The sequence below is a fragment of the Desulfatitalea tepidiphila genome (assembly GCF_001293685.1).
In the GTDB taxonomy this organism is placed as follows: domain Bacteria; phylum Desulfobacterota; class Desulfobacteria; order Desulfobacterales; family Desulfosarcinaceae; genus Desulfatitalea; species Desulfatitalea tepidiphila.
On sequence record NZ_BCAG01000003.1, the window covers coordinates 2,373,213 to 2,390,916 of the forward strand.

Annotated in this window: 19 protein-coding genes and 1 tRNA gene; 15 read left to right on the forward strand and 5 right to left on the reverse strand. The window is 57.0% G+C overall.

Annotated elements, in window-relative coordinates; genetic code table 11:
* Positions 1–46: 46 nt before the first annotated feature.
* Entirely contained in the window at positions 47–1,120 is a 1,074-nt protein-coding gene (locus DFT_RS15145) for a hypothetical protein (protein ID WP_054031988.1), read from the reverse strand.
* A gap of 283 nt (positions 1,121–1,403) precedes the next feature.
* On the opposite strand from DFT_RS15145, the gene DFT_RS15150 reads away from it, so the two are divergent.
* Positions 1,404–1,862, forward strand: coding sequence for a chemotaxis protein CheX (locus DFT_RS15150; protein ID WP_054031989.1), 459 nt, complete (start codon positions 1,404–1,406; stop codon positions 1,860–1,862).
* 125 nt (positions 1,863–1,987) lie between these two features.
* Here the strand turns inward: DFT_RS15150 and alaS are convergent, their stop codons facing one another.
* From alaS to DFT_RS15170, 4 genes are all read right to left on the reverse strand, one after another.
* Positions 1,988–4,615, reverse strand: coding sequence for an alanine--tRNA ligase (gene alaS, locus DFT_RS15155; RefSeq protein ID WP_054031990.1), 2,628 nt, complete (start codon positions 4,613–4,615; stop codon positions 1,988–1,990).
* A gap of 40 nt (positions 4,616–4,655) precedes the next feature.
* Positions 4,656–5,690, reverse strand: coding sequence for a recombinase RecA (gene recA, locus DFT_RS15160; RefSeq protein ID WP_054031991.1), 1,035 nt, complete (start codon positions 5,688–5,690; stop codon positions 4,656–4,658).
* A gap of 118 nt (positions 5,691–5,808) precedes the next feature.
* On the reverse strand, positions 5,809–6,387 hold the full coding sequence (gene thpR / locus DFT_RS15165; protein WP_054031992.1) for an RNA 2',3'-cyclic phosphodiesterase: 579 nt from the start codon (positions 6,385–6,387) through the stop codon (positions 5,809–5,811).
* Positions 6,388–6,495: 108 nt separating this feature from the next.
* The gene (locus DFT_RS15170; RefSeq protein WP_054031993.1) at positions 6,496–7,866 is read right to left on the reverse strand and encodes a M23 family metallopeptidase; all 1,371 of its coding nucleotides are present in this window, start codon (positions 7,864–7,866) and stop codon (positions 6,496–6,498) included.
* 156 nt (positions 7,867–8,022) lie between these two features.
* On the opposite strand from DFT_RS15170, the gene kdsA reads away from it, so the two are divergent.
* The 14 genes from kdsA (at position 8,023) to DFT_RS15240 (ending at position 17,674) form a co-directional block, all read left to right on the forward strand.
* Positions 8,023–8,853, forward strand: a complete 831-nt coding sequence (gene kdsA / locus DFT_RS15175; RefSeq protein WP_054031994.1) for a 3-deoxy-8-phosphooctulonate synthase — start codon at positions 8,023–8,025, stop codon at positions 8,851–8,853.
* A 3-nt stretch (positions 8,854–8,856) separates the two neighbouring features.
* Entirely contained in the window at positions 8,857–9,378 is a 522-nt protein-coding gene (locus DFT_RS15180; RefSeq protein WP_054031995.1) for a KdsC family phosphatase, read from the forward strand.
* Entirely contained in the window at positions 9,371–9,940 is a 570-nt protein-coding gene (gene lptC, locus DFT_RS15185) for an LPS export ABC transporter periplasmic protein LptC (RefSeq protein WP_054031996.1), read from the forward strand. Before DFT_RS15180 ends, lptC begins: the two co-directional genes overlap by 8 nt.
* Positions 9,921–10,502 carry a lipopolysaccharide transport periplasmic protein LptA gene (gene lptA, locus DFT_RS15190; RefSeq protein WP_054031997.1) on the forward strand — a complete coding sequence of 194 codons (582 nt, stop codon included), beginning with the start codon at positions 9,921–9,923 and terminating at the stop codon, positions 10,500–10,502. The genes lptC and lptA overlap by 20 nt, the downstream gene beginning before the upstream one ends.
* Positions 10,503–10,558: 56 nt before the next feature.
* Positions 10,559–11,281, forward strand: a complete 723-nt coding sequence (gene lptB, locus DFT_RS15195) for an LPS export ABC transporter ATP-binding protein (RefSeq protein ID WP_054031998.1) — start codon at positions 10,559–10,561, stop codon at positions 11,279–11,281.
* A gap of 1 nt (position 11,282) precedes the next feature.
* Positions 11,283–12,719 (forward strand): RNA polymerase factor sigma-54, encoded by a 1,437-nt coding sequence (gene rpoN, locus DFT_RS15200; protein ID WP_054031999.1) that lies wholly within the window; start codon positions 11,283–11,285, stop codon positions 12,717–12,719.
* 120 nt (positions 12,720–12,839) lie between these two features.
* Positions 12,840–13,367 (forward strand): ribosome hibernation-promoting factor, HPF/YfiA family, encoded by a 528-nt coding sequence (gene hpf, locus DFT_RS15205; protein WP_054032000.1) that lies wholly within the window; start codon positions 12,840–12,842, stop codon positions 13,365–13,367.
* 138 nt (positions 13,368–13,505) lie between these two features.
* The gene (locus tag DFT_RS15210) at positions 13,506–13,964 is read left to right on the forward strand and encodes a PTS sugar transporter subunit IIA (RefSeq protein WP_054032001.1); all 459 of its coding nucleotides are present in this window, start codon (positions 13,506–13,508) and stop codon (positions 13,962–13,964) included.
* A 2-nt stretch (positions 13,965–13,966) separates the two neighbouring features.
* Complete coding sequence (rapZ, locus tag DFT_RS15215; RefSeq protein WP_054032002.1) at positions 13,967–14,839, forward strand: RNase adapter RapZ; 873 nt, start codon at positions 13,967–13,969, stop codon at positions 14,837–14,839.
* A gap of 32 nt (positions 14,840–14,871) precedes the next feature.
* The gene (locus DFT_RS15220; RefSeq protein ID WP_054032003.1) at positions 14,872–15,291 is read left to right on the forward strand and encodes a PTS sugar transporter subunit IIA; all 420 of its coding nucleotides are present in this window, start codon (positions 14,872–14,874) and stop codon (positions 15,289–15,291) included.
* 55 nt (positions 15,292–15,346) lie between these two features.
* The gene (gene gap / locus DFT_RS15225; protein WP_054032004.1) at positions 15,347–16,351 is read left to right on the forward strand and encodes a type I glyceraldehyde-3-phosphate dehydrogenase; all 1,005 of its coding nucleotides are present in this window, start codon (positions 15,347–15,349) and stop codon (positions 16,349–16,351) included.
* Between the two features lie 35 nt (positions 16,352–16,386).
* Positions 16,387–17,148 carry a triose-phosphate isomerase gene (gene tpiA, locus DFT_RS15230; RefSeq protein WP_054032005.1) on the forward strand — a complete coding sequence of 254 codons (762 nt, stop codon included), beginning with the start codon at positions 16,387–16,389 and terminating at the stop codon, positions 17,146–17,148.
* A 14-nt stretch (positions 17,149–17,162) separates the two neighbouring features.
* Positions 17,163–17,573 (forward strand): preprotein translocase subunit SecG, encoded by a 411-nt coding sequence (gene secG / locus DFT_RS15235; protein WP_054032006.1) that lies wholly within the window; start codon positions 17,163–17,165, stop codon positions 17,571–17,573.
* Positions 17,574–17,588: 15 nt separating this feature from the next.
* Positions 17,589–17,674: transfer RNA gene (locus DFT_RS15240), tRNA-Leu, on the forward strand.
* Positions 17,675–17,704 lie beyond the last annotated feature (30 nt).

A 17,704-nucleotide genomic window follows, 5' to 3' on the forward strand; every position in this document is an offset into this window, starting at 1 on the left:
AGCCCCTGGAGGGCATGTCATGCAGTCCTGAAATGAGCGTTTACCACTAAGAATTTCCGGCGAACTGGGCCAGCAGCTGCTCGAACATCGGCCGCACTTTCTTCTCGACCTGCATGCGGCCGATGCTCGTTGCAATGGATTTCCCGATCGCGACATTGACTTTCTCGGTAAACGCCTGATTCAGCAACACCACCAGGGTGCCCTCGGTATGCACCAGGCAGCCGATCACGACCTGCAGGCTGTTGAGGGAGTGGTTCAGATAGAACTGCCGTTCGGTGATCACGGCGTGCTCCGGATGGATTTCCAGCAGCCAGTGCTTCAGCGAAAACATGGGACGCCCGCCTTCGAGCTGTTTGACCCAGAAAAACCGGTGATGGATCCCGCCAGGGCACGCCTCGGGGTAGTTGCGCAGGCACGTGTAATAGGAGGGCATGCCCTGCCTGAGCATGACCAGCGATTCGGTCGCCAGGGCCAGCTCTTCGGAAGGATTCGCCGTCCCATTGTTCTTGATCTGATAGGGAAGGAGACCTTCGAGACCGTTTTCACGGTAGGAAAGGTATCGACCCTTCAGGATGTCTCCCATGGCCGAAGACATCGCAATGACCAATCGATCGTCAGCAATGGCGTCCGCAACGGCATCATCAAGGGCATTTATTTCAAGTGCGCGCACGCGGTCGTCGATCGATGCAATCTCTTCCGGACTGAAATTATAATCGGCTCTGGCCGATGCGTCGAGCAGGCGTTTGACCTCGCCGATCTCTTCCTTGCTGTAGGCCACTTTTGCGAATACGTTGTCCAATTCGGCCCCGGAAAGCCCATCGCCGATCTCTTCCACGATCAGCACCCCGTTGTCGTTGGCCTGGCGCTGTAGCGCGGTCAGCGTGTCGTCGAAAGGCGCAGGCACCAATATGCTCATCAACACCTTGAGTTCCGTATCCGAATCCACTTCCGGCAATCCGATGGAGACGATCTTGCCCTGTTTCAAGTCGTTGAGGTGCCGGTCCAGGGTGGTAGTGGACAACACCTCGGCCATCGTAAATGGCGGTTCGGCCGCAACGGACTGTGCAATCAAGAACTGCAGGAGAACCAAAAGTCCCCTGACGAGCGATCTTCCGGCCATCCTGTGGCCTCCTTTCGTTGGTTGATCCTGTCGGCCACAAGAACAGCAGCGCGACTGCAAACATGCCAGATCTGAAGCATCGATGATGCGCCGAGCGGATTGCCAGAAAAAGCGAGGCGAGCGGGTAAAGTTCGCCAAACATGTGCCGATGATACCCTTGATACGATTGGGGCCAGTCAACCCGACTCGATGATTGTCTTTTTGCATGACGACGGTTGAACTGGCGCTGTTTATCGGCCGTGAGTCTGTTCGCGCCTATCGTGATGATTGAAATGGAGATGAAATGGACCCCAATTACATAAAGCCGTTCGTGGTGGCGGTCAAGCGTGTTTTTGAAACCATGATTACCGTTCCCTTTTCATTGGGTAAACCCACCTTGAAAAAGGGCAGCGAAGTTCCCCATGAAATCAGCGGTATCATCGGATTGTCCGGCAATGTCAGCGGCAGCGTGGTGATCAGCCTGACCCAGGAGGTCGCGTTTCAATTGGCATCCAACCTGATCGGAGACGAGATCAACGAACTGGATGAAGTCTGCACCGATGCCATCGGTGAAATCGCCAACATGATCGCCGGCAATGCCAAAACCGATTTTCCCAGCAATGACAACGCCATTTCGGTGCCCAGCGTCGTGATCGGCAAACACAAGGTCAGCTATCCATCGGGCATTCCCATCATCACCATCCCCTGCAGCACCGACAAAGGGGGAATCGTTATCGAAGTGGCCCTCAAAGTCAAAACGTGACGTGCCACCTATCTATCTCGAACAACACAAAAGGCGCTCGAAACGAGCGCCTTTTGTGTCGGCATCGAGAATACGCGTGATCCGGCAGTCTCCATTCAGAAGTCTGGGCGACCACCAGGCAGACGCTACATTTGAGAAATCACCTCATACGCTTTTTCCAGGGCCGCGTCCAGGTGTTCCGGCTGGGGCCCACCGGCCTGGGCCATGTCGGGTCGACCGCCGCCGCCACCGCCGACGGCCGCGGCCACGGCCTTGATGATCTTGCCGGCATGAAAACGCTTTTCCAGGTCCTTGGTCACCCCGACAATCAGCAACGCCTTGCCGCCGGCCTCGCTGCCGAGGACCACCACACCCGATTTGATGCGATCCTTGAATCGATCGGCCAGCTCCCGCATTGCCCCGGGGTTATCGACGGCGACCCGCTTGACCAGGACGGCCACGTCGTTGATCATTCGCGGCGCGTCGTCACCGGATTGGGCTTTGGCATCGGCAACGGCGGCCTTGAGTTTCTCGACCTCTTTTTCAGCCGCCTTCTGACCGCTGATCAACTGCTGTATGCGGGGGAGCATCTCATCCGGTTTGACGCGCAGCAGATGGGCGACCTGCTGTGCAACTCGGGCGGTGTGCTGGACCAGGGCCAGGGCCGCCTCGCCCGTCATCGCCTCGATACGTCGTACGCCCGAGGCGACACTCGTCTCGCTGGCGATCTTGAACAGTCCGATGTCACCGGTGTATCCGGTATGGGTCCCGCCGCAGAGCTCTTTGCTGAAATCGGCCAGGGAGACAACCCTCACCCGGTCGCCGTATTTCTCCTCGAAGAGCGCCATGGCACCGGAGTGCATGGCTGCATCGGCGTCCATCTCCTCGGTCTGAACCGGCACATTGGCGCGAATACGATCGTTCACGATGGTCTCGATCCGATCCAGCTCGTCGGGCGTCACCTGGCTGAAATGGGTGAAGTCGAACCGTAACCGGTCCGGCGCCACCAGGGAACCGGCCTGCTTGACATGTTCCCCGAGCACCTGGCGCAAGGCGGCATGCAGCAAATGGGTGGCCGTATGATTGCAGGCCGTGGCCCGCCGCTTGGCCGCATCCACGCTCAGGGTAACGCGCTGCCCCTTAGCGATGCGGCCGGAAACCACCTTGCCCTTGTGAATGATCAATCCGGTAGGGTCCTTGCGCGTGGCGGTCACGATCATCGTCATATCGTCGCCCGAAATGGTGCCCTGATCGCCCACCTGCCCGCCGGCTTCTCCGTAAAACGGTGTGGCGGCGGTGACCACCTCGATCTCCTCGCCTTCAACGGCCTCGGGCACCTCTTGACCTGCCTGGACCACCACGAGCACATCGGACTGGGCCTGCAGGGATTGGTATCCCTTGAATTCCGGCTTGATGGCCTGGGAAGAGAGCGCCTTATAGGCATCGGCAAGGCTGTCGAAGACGACCTTGGCGCGGCTGCGTTTGCGCTGATCTTCCATGTGCGCGTTGAACCCTTGCAAATCCACCTTCATCCGGGTGTCGCGAACCACGTCCTGGACGATATCCACCGGAAACCCGTACGTGTCGTAAAGTTTGAATATGAGATCGCCGGGGATGGTGGTCTGGCCCCTGGCCTGCAGTTCGGCCAGCGAATCGTTGAGCAACTTCAGCCCCGTATCCAGGGTCTCCATGAAGCGCTCTTCCTCATTTGAGATCACCTTGCGGATAAAGGCCGAGGCTTCTCCCAGCTCCGGGTAGGCCGACCGCATGATGTCGAAAACCGTCTCGGCCGTTTGATGCAAAAAGGGCCGGTTCAAGCCGATGTTACGGCCATAGCGGATGGCTCGCCGCATGATTCTGCGCAGCACGTAACCGCGTCCCTCGTTGGACGGCAGCACGCCATCGCCGATCAGGAAGGCGGCCGCGCGGCTGTGGTCGGCGATCACCTTCATGGCCACATCCACCGCTGCATCCTGGCCGTAGGCCTTCTCGGCGAGTTGCTCGGTATGGGCGATGATGGGCCGCAGCAGGTCCGTATCGAAGTTGGTGGCTGTGTTCTGCAGCACCGAGGCCAGACGCTCGAGCCCCATACCCGTATCGATGCTCGGCTTTGGAAGCGGCGTCATCCGACCGGTCTCATCCTGGTTGAACTGCATGAACACCAGGTTCCAGATCTCCAGAAAACGGTCGCAGTCGCAATCCACCCCGCAATCCGGCCGGCCGCAGCCGTAGGCATCGCCGCGGTCCAAATGGATCTCGCTGCAGGGGCCGCACGGTCCGGTATCTCCCATGGCCCAGAAGTTGTCTTCTTTGCCCAGACGCACCATGCGCTCGGTGGGAATGCCGATTTTCCGGTGCCACAAATCGTAAGCCTCATCATCGTCGAGATAGACCGACGCCCAAAGCCGCTCTCCCGGCAGGCCGTAACCATTGGTCAGCAGGTCCCAGGCAAAGTCGACGGCTTTTTCCTTGAAGTAATCTCCAAAGGAGAAATTGCCCAGCATTTCGAAAAAGGTGTGATGCCTGGCCGTGTAGCCCACGTTCTCCAGGTCGTTGTGTTTGCCGCCGGCGCGGACACATTTCTGGGAGGTGACGGCGCGATCGTATCCGCGCTTTTCTTCTCCCATGAAGGTTCGCTTGAACTGAACCATCCCGGCATTGGTAAACAGCAGGGTGGGATCGTCATGGGGCACCAGCGATGAGCTTCTCACCACGCGATGGGCATGCTTCTCGAAATAGTCCAGAAATCGCTTGCGGATCTCGTTTCCTGTCATTGTGCCTGCTCCCTGAAAATCGTATCGGGTCCACCCACGGTTATTGGGCTTGCTCCTGAACCGGTTTCTCTTCGTTCTTTTTCACAATGCCGACGGCTGCGCGTACCTGCTCGTCCAGGGCCGTGAAGATATCGGGATTGTCGCCGAGAAAACTCTTCACGTTCTCGCGCCCCTGCCCGATGCGTTCGCCATTGTAGGAATACCACGCACCGCTTTTCTCCACGATCCCGGCTTCCACGCCGATGTCCAGCAGGTCCCCCACCTGCGAAATGCCCTCGCCGTACATGACGTCAAATTCGGCCTCCTTGAACGGCGGCGCCATTTTATTCTTCACCACCTTGACCCGCGTGCGGTTGCCCACCACGTCGGCGCCGTTCTTGATCGATCCCGTGCGCCGGATCTCCAGGCGGACGGAGGCGTAGAACTTGAGGGCATTACCGCCGGTGGTGGTTTCCGGGTTGCCGAAAACGACCCCGATTTTCATGCGGATCTGGTTGATGAAAATCAGACAGGTATTGGTCTTCCCGATGGTTCCGGTAAGCTTGCGCAAGGCCTGGGACATGAGCCGCGCCTGAAGCCCCATGTGAGCATCTCCCATCTCGCCCTCGATCTCGGCACGCGGCACCAGGGCCGCCACCGAATCGATCACCAATACATCGATGGCGCCGCTGCGCAGGAGCATATCGGCAATCTCCAGGGCCTGTTCCCCGGTGTCGGGCTGCGAGACCAGCAATTCATCGCAGTTCACGCCCAACTTTTTGGCATAACTGGTGTCCAGAGCGTGCTCGGCGTCGATGAAGGCCGCGATACCGCCTTTTTTCTGGGCATTGGCCACGGCATGGAGCGCCAGGGTTGTTTTGCCCGAGGATTCCGGGCCATATATCTCCACGACCCTGCCCCTGGGCAGTCCACCGATTCCCAACGCCCGGTCCAAAGCGATGGAACCTGTGGGGATCACCGGCACATCCACGATGGGGCGGCTGCCCAGTTTCATGATCGATCCCTTGCCGAACTGACGTTCAATCTGCCCCATGGCCGAATCGATCGCCTTTGTCTTGTCCACCGAAACGCTCATCTCATCCTCCTGCTCTGCCTTGTCCTGATAGGTTCGGCCAATCCACGCCGATGCATGCGCTTCGGAGATTGACTGGTCACCACTATTCCGAAAAATCGGCCGAAACGTCAATAGGGATTCACGCGCCTTGTGCCAACGTCGCCCGATCCAGGGCGGTATAAATGGCCCCTTGGGGCTTTAAATCGCTTTGAAACAGCACCCACTCGGTCAATCGAAACCCCACCGGATCATACCGGCCGACCGTCTGAATGCCTTCCAACAAAAGAGCGGGGTCCACCGCCTGCTTGATCCTCGCCAGCGTGAGATGAGGCCGGAACGGACGCCGCTCCCTGGCAAAACCCTTTGCAGCCAGGGCGTCCTCCAAGTGCTGGCAGGCCTCGCCGAGAAGATCGACCTGCCCCCCGAGTCCGAACCATAACACCCTCGGCTGACGCATGCCGGGAAATATCCCCAGTCCCTGAGCGCAGACCTCCATCGGCACGGCCTCGAGCGCCGCATGGTGCAGGGCTGCGGCCACGTCGCCGATGCGCGCCTGGCCCACCTCGCCCAGAAATTTCACGGTCAGGTGCATATTCTGGGGGCGAACCCACTGCAGCTTAAGACCATGTCGTTTCAAACGCGCCTGCAGATCCTTGGCCAACGCAAGGACACGATCGGGCAATTCGAAAGCGATAAAGAGTCGCGCGGTCTCTTTCATAGGCTCCGGTCTGTCGGTTCAAGCGATCGATACCCTTGCCGGGGAAACGGCAAGCATCAAATGAAGGGACGATGGCACCGGCGGTTTTCTCAGAGCGAGATACCCCGGTTAATTGGCGACCGCCTCAAGCTTGGAAGTGATGTTGTTTCGAACCCACTGACCATCCCACCATTCCATCGGATTGACGAAGGTGTGATGGATCATGATACCGTAGTGCAGGTGGTCGCCTCCGGCCAATCCGGTCACACCGGTGGCGCCGATGATGTCGCCCTTTGAAACCATCCGGCCTTCGGTGGCGGTCATCTGACTCAAGTGGGAATACATGCTGAAAAGACCCAAACCATGATCGATGACGATGGTGCCGCCGTAGATCCCGATCGTACCGGCGAAAACCACCTTGCCGCTGTTGGCGGCGGGAACCGGAGATTGGGCCAACGATGCCAGATCGATACCCATGTGGGTCTGTTCGTCGACGACCTTCCCCTTGTAGATGTAGGAGCGGTGATCGGCGAAACCGGCCCTGTTGGCGGCGGCCGGCAACCGCAGAAACTCGCCTTTCCAATGGGCAGCTGGATCGGATTGCGCGGTCACCTTTTTCAATGTTTCGTAATTGGCACGTCGCAAATCACGGTTGACCGCGAGAAACACATCGAGGTGGGATGCACCCGGCACAACATCGACCTGGCTGACGAACTCCGGCATTTTCCAATCCAGAAAGCCGTCGGAAAGGGCGATTTTATCTCGCTTGAAGGTCCGGGCATTGATGAGGTGCTGAAGCCCGACGCGACTCTCGTTACCGGCGAAATCGGTCGCCGTCACCGCAACCGGCGTTCCCGGCCCAAGGCGGTAATCGATAGCAATCATGGCTGCGTGAATGGCCGGATCCTCGAACACCCCCGAGAACCCCCGATAGAAGTGTTCTCCCACCGTTACGCCGCTGGTCGGGCACTCTTCGGCAAGCTTGTAAACGACGATCCCCGCGCCACCCTGGGATAGATAATGCGCCCGGCTGAGCACATTGATCACCGGCGGATGGGTGTCGATGACGATCTCCTGCTCCTGGTACTGGACATTGCCCTTACCCCAGTTGCGCCAGGAAAAATCCCTGCCGACGAACCGCAACACGGCTTTGCCGTCTTTAATACCTTTCGCTTTTGGTTCAAACGGTATTTCAAGCGTTTCCTCATGCGTCTGGCCGCCGGCCAAAAGCCCCGCCGAAGAATAGGTCTTGTCCAGCAACGGGACCTCCTGACCATCCTTCAGTACAGCGACCCATACCTTGCGAATGCCACTCTTCCGGTCGATCACATGCAACTTGAGGTTCTGACTGGCGCCCAATGCAGGCGACGTCAGCGCCATTGTCATCTCCGGCGATTCTCCTTCCATTCGTCGAACCAGAAAGACCGTCAGGGTGACCACAATAAGAAGCGCCGGCAAAATCAACAGCCAGCGTCTGGATGCATTCTTTTTAGCATTCAATGGGTTAACTTCCCCCTTTCCAGTAAAATCGAGCAACGAAGCATACCAGCTCTACTTTCGCGAATCAAGGCAAAGTTTCCCGGCTTGACTTTTAGGGGGGGGCAGGCTAAATTTTTGCAATAGAAACAGGGAATACAAAAGGATGTAAAGGGGAACATGAACACGATCGTTCAAGTAGAAAATCTACGCATCGGCAAAGGCATGCCGCTGGTCTTGATCGCCGGGCCGTGCGTGATCGAAGATTTTGAGCTCACCTTCCACATCGCCGCCACATTGAAGCAATTGACCGAGCGGCTGGAGATACCGTTTATCTTCAAAGCCTCCTATGACAAGGCCAACCGGACGGCCATCGATGCTTACCGCGGCCCTGGTCTGGATGAAGGACTCGAGATCCTTTCCAGGATCAAGGCCGAGCTGGGCATCCCGGTCCTCTCCGACGTACACGAGACCGGGCAGGTCGAAAAGGCCGCCGAGGTGCTGGACGTGATTCAAATTCCGGCCTTCTTATGCCGGCAAACCGATTTCATACTGGAGGTGGCACGCAGCGCAAAGCCGGTGAATATCAAAAAGGGACAATTCCTAGCCCCCTGGGACATCACCCATGTGGTCGAAAAAATCAGATCCATAGGCAACGACCGCATCCTTCTCACCGAACGGGGCGCCATGTTTGGCTATAACAACCTGGTCGTGGACTTCAGGGCCATTCCGATCATGCAGGCCACCGGGTTCCCTGTCATTTTCGACGCCACGCACAGCGTTCAACTGCCCGGCGGTGCGGGCAACAGCTCCGGCGGCCAGCGTCAATATGCGCCGCTTCTGGCGCGCGCCGCCGTTGCCGCCGGCGCCGACGGGGTGTTCCTCGAGGTCCACCCAGATCCGGACAACGCGCGCTGCGACGGGCCCAATTCACTGCCGTTAGATGACCTGAGCGATATATTCGCGCAATTGAAAGCGATTCACCAGGTCGTATCCACCGGAGCCTTTTGAAAGATGACGTCCCCTATGCTCGAACAGATCGAATTGTTGCTGCTTGACGTCGACGGGGTCCTGACGGCCGGAGAGATCGTCTACACGGACAGTGGCGAGCAATTGAAAATATTCAACGTCAAGGACGGGTTGGGGATTCGCCTGCTCCGGGATGCCGGTGTTCAGGTCGGTATTGTCACCGGTCGCAGCGGACAGGCGCTGAGGCATCGCTGCGCCAATCTGGGGATCGATCTGATCTTCGACGGCACCCGCGACAAGGCCCGGGTACTGCCCGAAATCGAACAAAGGACCGGCGTCACCGCCGACCGCACCGCGTTTATCGGGGACGATCTGCCCGACCTGGCGATCATGCAGCGGGTGGGGGTGCCCATGGCCGTGGCCGACGCACACGAAACGGTACGCAAAGCCGCCCGTTTGGTGACCCGGGCGCCGGGTGGCCGGGGTGCCGTTCGGGAGGCGTGCGAAATGATCCTCAAGGCGCAGGGCCGCTGGGAGGGTCTGTTGGACACGATGGCCAATGGCTAACCGCAAACGCACCTTCAAAATTGCGCTCACATGCGCCGCCGCTGCCGGTCTGATCTTCCTGGTCATCGTATTCCTGCAATTGCGCAGCCAGCAGGGCGGGTCCGTGCCCATCCCCATGCCAGCCGCCAAGGCCTTGATGACCCTGGCCAAAGTGCATCAAACGGCCACCAAGGACGGCAAGGTGCAATGGGAACTCGATGCCGACTCGGCCCAGCTCGAGGCCAGTGGCGGACGCATGATTTTGACGGCACCCAAAGTGAAGTTTCACATGGAGGACGGCACCCTGGTCCATCTGACGGCCGAACAGGGCATCCTGCACACCGACAACAATGACATGAAAGTGACGGGCCGGGTGCACCTTCACAATGATCAATATACCCTGACGACCGAGATCCTTGTCTACCTGCACGATCAGCGGCTGCTTAGAGCAGACGCGCCGGTTCGCATCGAGAGTTCGACGGCTTCCCTGCGCGCAGACCGGATGACCTACGACCTGACACAGAATCGGGCGCATTTCGAAGGCCAAGTTGAAGGAGATCTCCATGAACGACCGGCGATATAACCTGCGATATGAGCGACATGATAGGATACGCCTATCGGGTGCGCCACGCCTCCTTATCGTCGCCCTGCTGGGGGTCATCTTGAGCGCCGGCATCCTGGCGGCGGAGGAGCCCCAGGCACCCGAAACGCCGGCCGACCCGATTCACATCACGGCCGATCGCCTCGTCAGCGACACCCAACGCCGCAACGCCCAGTTCAGCGGCAATGTCAAAGTGGTGCAAGGCGATACGACCATCACGGCCGATCGCCTGACCCTGGTCTACGCCGAGGGTGCCTCCTCTGAAGACGGAACCACCGCCGACAGCATCGAGCGCATCGAAGCCGATGGCAACGTGCGTATCGTCATGGATGGTCGGGTGGCCGAAAGCGAACGCGCCATCTATCGCACCGATGAACGCACCCTGGTGTTGACCGGACAGAACGCCAAGGTGACCAGTGGACAGGATGTGATCGAAAGCAGCAAGATCACCTTTTATCGCGACAGTGGCAATGTGAAGATGGAAGGCGACCCAAAGGGCCAGGTCAAGGCCATTATTCGGTCCAATCAAAGAGGCTTGAACTGATTTGAGCGAGCTGCTATACCAACTTTCCGGCATCGACTGGGAAAGACAGGAACTTCATGGCAACCTTAGCCATTGAAAATTTAGCAAAAAGCTACAACGGCCGCCAAGTCGTCAAAACGGTCAACCTTCGGGTGTCTTCCGGAGAGGTCATCGGATTGTTGGGGCCCAATGGGGCCGGTAAAACCACGACCTTCTACATGGTGGTCGGCATGGTAAAACCGGAAGCCGGGAGAGTGCTTCTTGACGAAGAGGACATCACCGACTACCCCATGTACATGCGGGCTCGCAAGGGCGTTGGATACTTGCCACAGGAGGCATCGATCTTCCGTAAGCTGACCGTATCGGAAAATATCCTGGCCATCCTGGAGACGATGCCCATTCCCAAGCCGGAACAAAAACAAAGGACAGAGGCGCTATTGGAAGAACTGGGGATCAAACATCTGAGCCATCAAAAAGCCAGCGTCCTGTCGGGTGGTGAGCGGCGCCGGCTGGAAATCAGCCGGGCCTTGGCGACCAATCCGGATTTTATTTTGCTGGACGAGCCGTTTGCCGGTATCGATCCATTGGCCGTCATCGATATTAAAAAAATCATCGGGCACCTGAAACAGCGTAACATCGGTATCTTGATTTCGGACCACAACGTGCGCGAAACTCTGGAAGCCTGCGACCAGGCGTTCATATTAGCCAACGGAGAAGTCATCGAATCGGGAACTCCGCAAACCATCGCCAACAGCAAAATCGCCCGGCAAATCTACCTGGGTGAAGAATTCAGGTTGTAACATGGCCATTGAACTTCGACAACAACTCAAACTGACCCAGCAGCTGATCATGACCCCGCAGCTGCAGATGGCTATCAAGCTGCTGCAGCTGTCGCGTCTGGAGCTGATGGATGCCATCCGGCAGGAGTTGGAAGAAAACCCGACTCTCGAAGAGAGTCTGGAAACGGTGTCCAAGGATCAACTGGCCGGCGATGAGCAGGTCCAGGTAGAGGTCCCTGAAAAAACCCAGGAAGTCACCATCGATGAAAAAATCCCCAGCGATATCGACTGGAGCAACTATATCGATGAGTACAACTCACCCGGTCGTATCCGTTTTGAAACCGAGGACCGCGACACGCCCCAATACGAGGCGTTCATTTCCCACAAGGAATCTCTCAGCGACCATCTTTTGTGGCAACTTTTAATGGCCTCTCCGTCGGAGGAAGAAAAACGTATCGGGTCCCTGATCATCGGCAATCTGGACAAGGACGGTTACCTGCAATCCAGCACGGAAGAGCTGGCTGTTCAGGCAGGCGTGACCGCAGATGATATCGAAGAAGTACTTTTCCTATTGCAAAGCTTCGATCCCATCGGCGTGTGCGCCAGGGATCTGACCGAATGTCTTCTGCTGCAAGCCCGCGCCCTCGGCTTGAAAGACTCCCTGGTCACCCGAATCATCTCAGATCATATCAACCACCTGGAAAACAAAAACTACAAGGCCATCTGCAAGGCCTTGAAAGTCAGCATCGATGAAGTCATCGCGGCGGTCGAAGTCATCACCAACATGGAGCCCAAACCCGGCCGGGCTTTCAGCGACGATGAACCCCAATACATTACGCCAGACATCTATGTTTATAAAACCGAAGATGACTTTGCCATTGTCATCAACGATGACGGCCTGCCCAAGCTCAAGGTCAACTCGTTTTACAAGCAGGCCATCACCCGTGACAAGGACGTCGGCGGCAATGCCCGAAACTATATTCAAGACAAGCTGCGCTCCGCCGCATGGCTGATTCGCAGCATTCATCAACGCCAGAAAACGATTTACAAGGTGATGGAGAGTATTCTCAAATACCAGCGTGCTTTTTTCGACCAGGGCATCACCCACCTCAAGCCCATGGTGCTCCGTGATGTGGCCGAAGATATCGGTATGCACGAATCGACCATCAGTCGGGTGACGACCAACAAATATGCCTATACGCCGCAAGGCATATTCGAACTGAAATACTTCTTCAACAGTTCAATCAAGAGGGTCCATGGAGAAGCCATTGCATCCGCCAGCGTGATGGAAAAAATCCGCCGACTGATTGAATCCGAAAACCCCCGCAAGCCCCATTCCGACAGCAAAATGGCCGACCTTCTCAAAGCCCAGAATATTGACATCGCCCGGCGGACGGTGGCCAAATATCGCGAAATGATGGGCGTTTTGCCATCGAGCAAACGTAAAAAATATACGTAAGCAGGGCACATGAAACAGTTGCAATCCGTTCAACCATATTTAAATTTAAAATGTTAGGTCGGGTTTGGTATGCATGCATACCCATTTGCGATGACCCTTATCCACAAGGAGGCATCTTTTATGCAAACATCTGTTACCTTCAAGAATCTCGACCCCTCCGATCACATCAAAAACTACATCGTTGAAAAACTCAACCGCTTCGACAAATACCTTCACAACCCGGGTGAAGCCAACGTGGTCCTCTCCGTGGAAAAGTTCAGACACACCGCCGAGGTCAACATCACAGGCGATCGCATGACCATCAACGGCAAGGAAGAGACCGAGGACATGTACTCGGCCATCGACATGGTTCTGGACAAACTCGAAAAGCAGATCAAGAAAGGCAAACAGAAGGTAAGAGACCGCCGTTCCAACAAAGGCAAAGCCAAAACTGTCATGGGAGGAGCCGGCCCGGTGGAGAGAGAGGGAGAGAGGCGCGTCATGGTCCAGAACATCGAATACAAGCCCATGGATGTCGATGAAGCCATCATGCAAATGGACCTGGTGGAGGACTCCTTTCTCGTCTTTACCAATGCCCGATCCGATCGGGTCAATGTCCTGTACCGGCGAAAAGACGGCAACTACGGTCTCATTCAACCCAACCCCTGACAAGGAATCGTTTCTTTATTAAACCTGTTGTCCAAAACCCTTCGGGTGGATATGCGCTAACGCGCGTATCCACGCCTGCGGGGCCCGACTCATACGCGCCACGACGTCCGAGGCGAAAACGAACAGCGGTGAATCCCAATGAAGATCCTGGATGTACTGACTCCCGACACGATCTGCATCGATCTGAAAGCTAGAGACAAAAAGGGCATTCTGGATGAACTGGTCGCACCGGTCGTCGCCATGACGGGCACCAGCCACGAAGAGCTGTTAAAAGTGCTCATGGAACGGGAACGCCTCGGCAGCACGGGTATCGGCGGCGGCATCGGCATTCCCCATGGAAAACTGAAAAATCTGGACCAGCTGATACTTGGTTTCGGGTTGAGCCGCAGAGGCGCCAACTTCGAATCCATGGACAACCGGCCGACCCACATCTTTTTCCTGCTGCTCACCCCCGAAGACTCTGCCGGGCTGCATTTAAAGCTGCTTGCCCGCCTCTCGCGACTGCTCAAGAACGAAGATTTCAAGTCCCAACTCATGCAGGCCACCCGAACCGAAGAGATCCTCGACATCATCCGTGAAAAGGATGAAGACTTTTAAACATGCAAAAAAGGCCGATCATCATCGTGACCGGGTGCTCCGGGTCGGGCAAAAGCACGGCCCTGGCTGCCTTTGAAGATGCGGGGTTCCACTGCATCGACAATATGCCCACGCAGCTCGTGCATCACTTTTTGCAGGTCCTGGAAAAACAGAACCCGACAGACGAAATTGCCGGCTGGGTCTTTGGCATGGACCTGCGCGACAAAAACTTTTTAAAACATTACCCCGGCTTGCTGGCCGATTTGAAAAACAGCGGGTACACCACCAGGATCGTATTTCTGGAAGCCGACGAGCAGGTCCTGTTGCGGCGCTACAACCAAACACGCCGCCATCATCCGCTGGGGCGATCCGGCAGTCTTCTCGATGCCATTCAGGCCGAAAAGACCAAGATCAAACCGTTGCGTGATGCGTCGGACCACATCATCGATACGACCCACCTCAGCGTGCATGAGCTGAAGTTTGCCATATTGAACCTTGCCCGGCAGCACACGGCCATCTCGGGAATGGCCATCAACGTGGTCTCCTTCGGATTCAAGCATGGCAGTCCTCCGGAAGCGGACCTGTTGATGGATGTGCGTTTTTTGCCAAACCCCTATTTTGTTCCTGAACTCAAGGCCTTGGACGGTGAAAACAAGGAAATCCAGGACTTCGTCTTGAAAGCCCCCGAAACGGGCTTATTTTTAAATAATTTTTTGAAACTTCTGGACCCATTGATTCCGTTATACGAAAAGGAAGGCAAGGCCTACTTGACCATTGCCATCGGGTGCACCGGCGGGCGCCATCGATCGGTTGTGATCGCCAAGCAGATCTACGATCATATTCACAAGACCCAGCCCACGGTGCGACTGGTTCACCGAGACATCCAATCCGGTTGAGCACAAACCCATAAAAAGGAAAATTGCCAAAAATGATCGGAATCCTCATCGTCAGCCACCGGCAACTCGGCGACGCGCTGATTGATTGCGTCGAGTTTATCATGGGTGAACGTCCCAGTGCATTGGCCGCCATATCCATCGATCTTCGTGAAAATGCCGCCGATTTGCGAACCAAAATCGAAAAGGGAATCAAGGAAGTAGGAAAGGGCGACGGCGTTCTGATCATGACCGACATGTTCGGCGGCACCCCCTCCAATTTGAGTTACGCTTTCTTGGACGAGGGCCACATCGAGGTCATTTCCGGTGTCAATTTACCCATGGTGGTCAAGGCCGTTGGCATGCGGGATAAAAAGGGCTTGTCTCAACTGGCCGAATACCTGGAAAACTTCGGCAAAAAGAGCATCTCCCTGGCCAGTGGTATCCTGAAAGGAAACAAACGCAGCCAGGGATGATCGCCTTATTCCCATTAAGCAACCTCATACCTCGAACGTACGAAAAGGAGGCAAGATGAGCATCAAGTTAGCAATCAATGGATTTGGCAGGATCGGCCGGGTAGTCTTCAGGGCGTCCTTGAAACATCCCGAAATCCAAGTCGTGGCCATCAATGACCTGACCGACGCCGCCACCATGGCCCACCTGCTCAAGCACGATTCGGTCCACGGCAAGCTCGACATGGAGATCCACGCAGAGGACAACGCCATCGTGGTGGACGGACGCAGCGTCGCCTACACGGCCGTGAAGGATCCTGCCCAACTGCCGTGGCAGTCGATGGGTGTGGACATCGTCATGGAGTGTACCGGCCTTTTCCGGGACCGGGCCAGTGCCGCCAAACACCTTACCGCCGGCGCCCGCAAGGTCATCATTTCAGCCCCGGCCAAAGAACCGGACGCCACCATCGTCATGGGCGTCAACCACACCACCTATGATCCCAAACAACATCACGTGATCTCCAATGCATCCTGCACCACCAACTGCCTGGCCCCGGTGGCCAAGGTGTTGATGGAAAAGTTCGGTATCCAGAACGGTCTCATGACCACCATCCACTCCTATACCGGCGATCAGCGGCTGCTCGACTTTCCCCATAAAGATCTCCGCCGGGCCCGTGCCGCAGCCCTTTCCATGATCCCTACTACCACCGGCGCGGCCAAGGCGGTCGCCCTGGTCCTGCCCGAACTGACCGGAAAGCTCAACGGCCTGGCCATACGCGTTCCCACTCCCAACGTCTCTTTGGTCGACGTGGTGGTGAACGTCAACAAGAGCGGCGTCACCGTAACGGATGTCAACGACGCCTTGAAAGCCGCAGCCGAAGGCGAACTGGCCGGCATCCTGGGATTCAGTGACTTGCCCCTGGTTTCGTCCGACTTCAACGGCAGCACCCTCTCTTCCATAGTCGATGCGGACAACACTTATGCCATCGATCAGATGGTCAAGGTTCTTTCGTGGTACGACAACGAAACAGGGTACTCTCATCGCATGGTGGACCTGGCCGCCATGATCGGCAAGACGCTGTAAAAAGTATGGACACTTAACCTCACGGGAGGAGTCTCATGTCCAACCGCCGCCCTCTCATCGCCGGTAATTGGAAAATGCATAAGACCGGCAAGGAAGCCGTCGAGGCCGCAAAAGCACTGAAAGCACTGGTGGCCGGCGTCACCTCGGTGGAAGTGATGATCGCACCGACCTTTACCACACTGGCCCAGGTATCGGCCGAAATCGCGACCAGCCCAATCGCATTGGGCGCCCAGAACATGCACTGGGAACCCAAAGGCGCTTTCACGGGTGAAATAGCCGCCGACATGCTGGTGGACGCCGGGTGCCGTTATGTGATCCTGGGCCACTCGGAACGCCGCCAGTTCTTTGGAGAGACCGACCAGACCGTCAACAAAAAAATCCGGGCCGCCGTCCAGTCTGGTTTGAGCCCTGTGTTCTGTATCGGTGAAAGTGAAGCCGAGCGAGAAGCCGGACAGACATTTTCTGTACTTGACAAACAGATCCGAAAAGGTTTAGAGAGCTTTGTTTTACAGGATCTGCAGGCCCTTGTGGTGGCCTACGAGCCGGTCTGGGCCATCGGTACCGGCAAGACCGCCACCAAGGAACAGGCCCAGGAAGTCCATGCCCATCTCCGCGCCGAACTCGGGCAGATGTTCGGTGCCGATTTTGCCCAGCGCATGCGGATCCTATACGGTGGAAGCGTCAAACCTTCCAACGTGAAAGAGTTGATGGCCATGCCGGATGTGGACGGTGCGCTGGTGGGTGGCGCCAGCCTCGATCCGGAAACTTTCAGCCAGCTGGTTCATTACCAAAGCTGATCAACGGGTAGAAAATGTCGATACTGATCGTAGTCGTTCATGTAATTGTTTGCATCGCGCTGATTCTCATCGTCCTGCTCCAGACCGGTAAAGGGGCGGACATGGGCGCGGCCTTCGGCGGCGGGGGCAGCCAGACGCTGTTCGGTGCCACAGGCGCCTCCACCTTTCTGAGCAAGGCGACCACCGCGGCCGCCATCGTCTTCATGCTCACCTCCCTGGCATTGGCCTACATGTACAGCAGCCCGGGTGAAAAGCGACTGGTCACCGATCTGCCAAACCAGGAACAATCCCAAACCCTGCCGGCCGCAACGGACGATAACGCTCCGGCGACAGAAGCGCAGAGCACCGATCAGCAACCCGCTGCCCAGGAAGCCGCACCGGCGCCCCAAACACCGGCAGCTACGGAGGAGCCAGAAAAGAACTGATCGCATACATTTTGTGCCGAAGTGGTGGAACTTGGTAGACACGCTATCTTGAGGGGGTAGTGGCGCGAGCCGTGCCGGTTCAAGTCCGGCCTTCGGCACCAAATCTGAAATAAACGAAGGGTCTCGGTAAC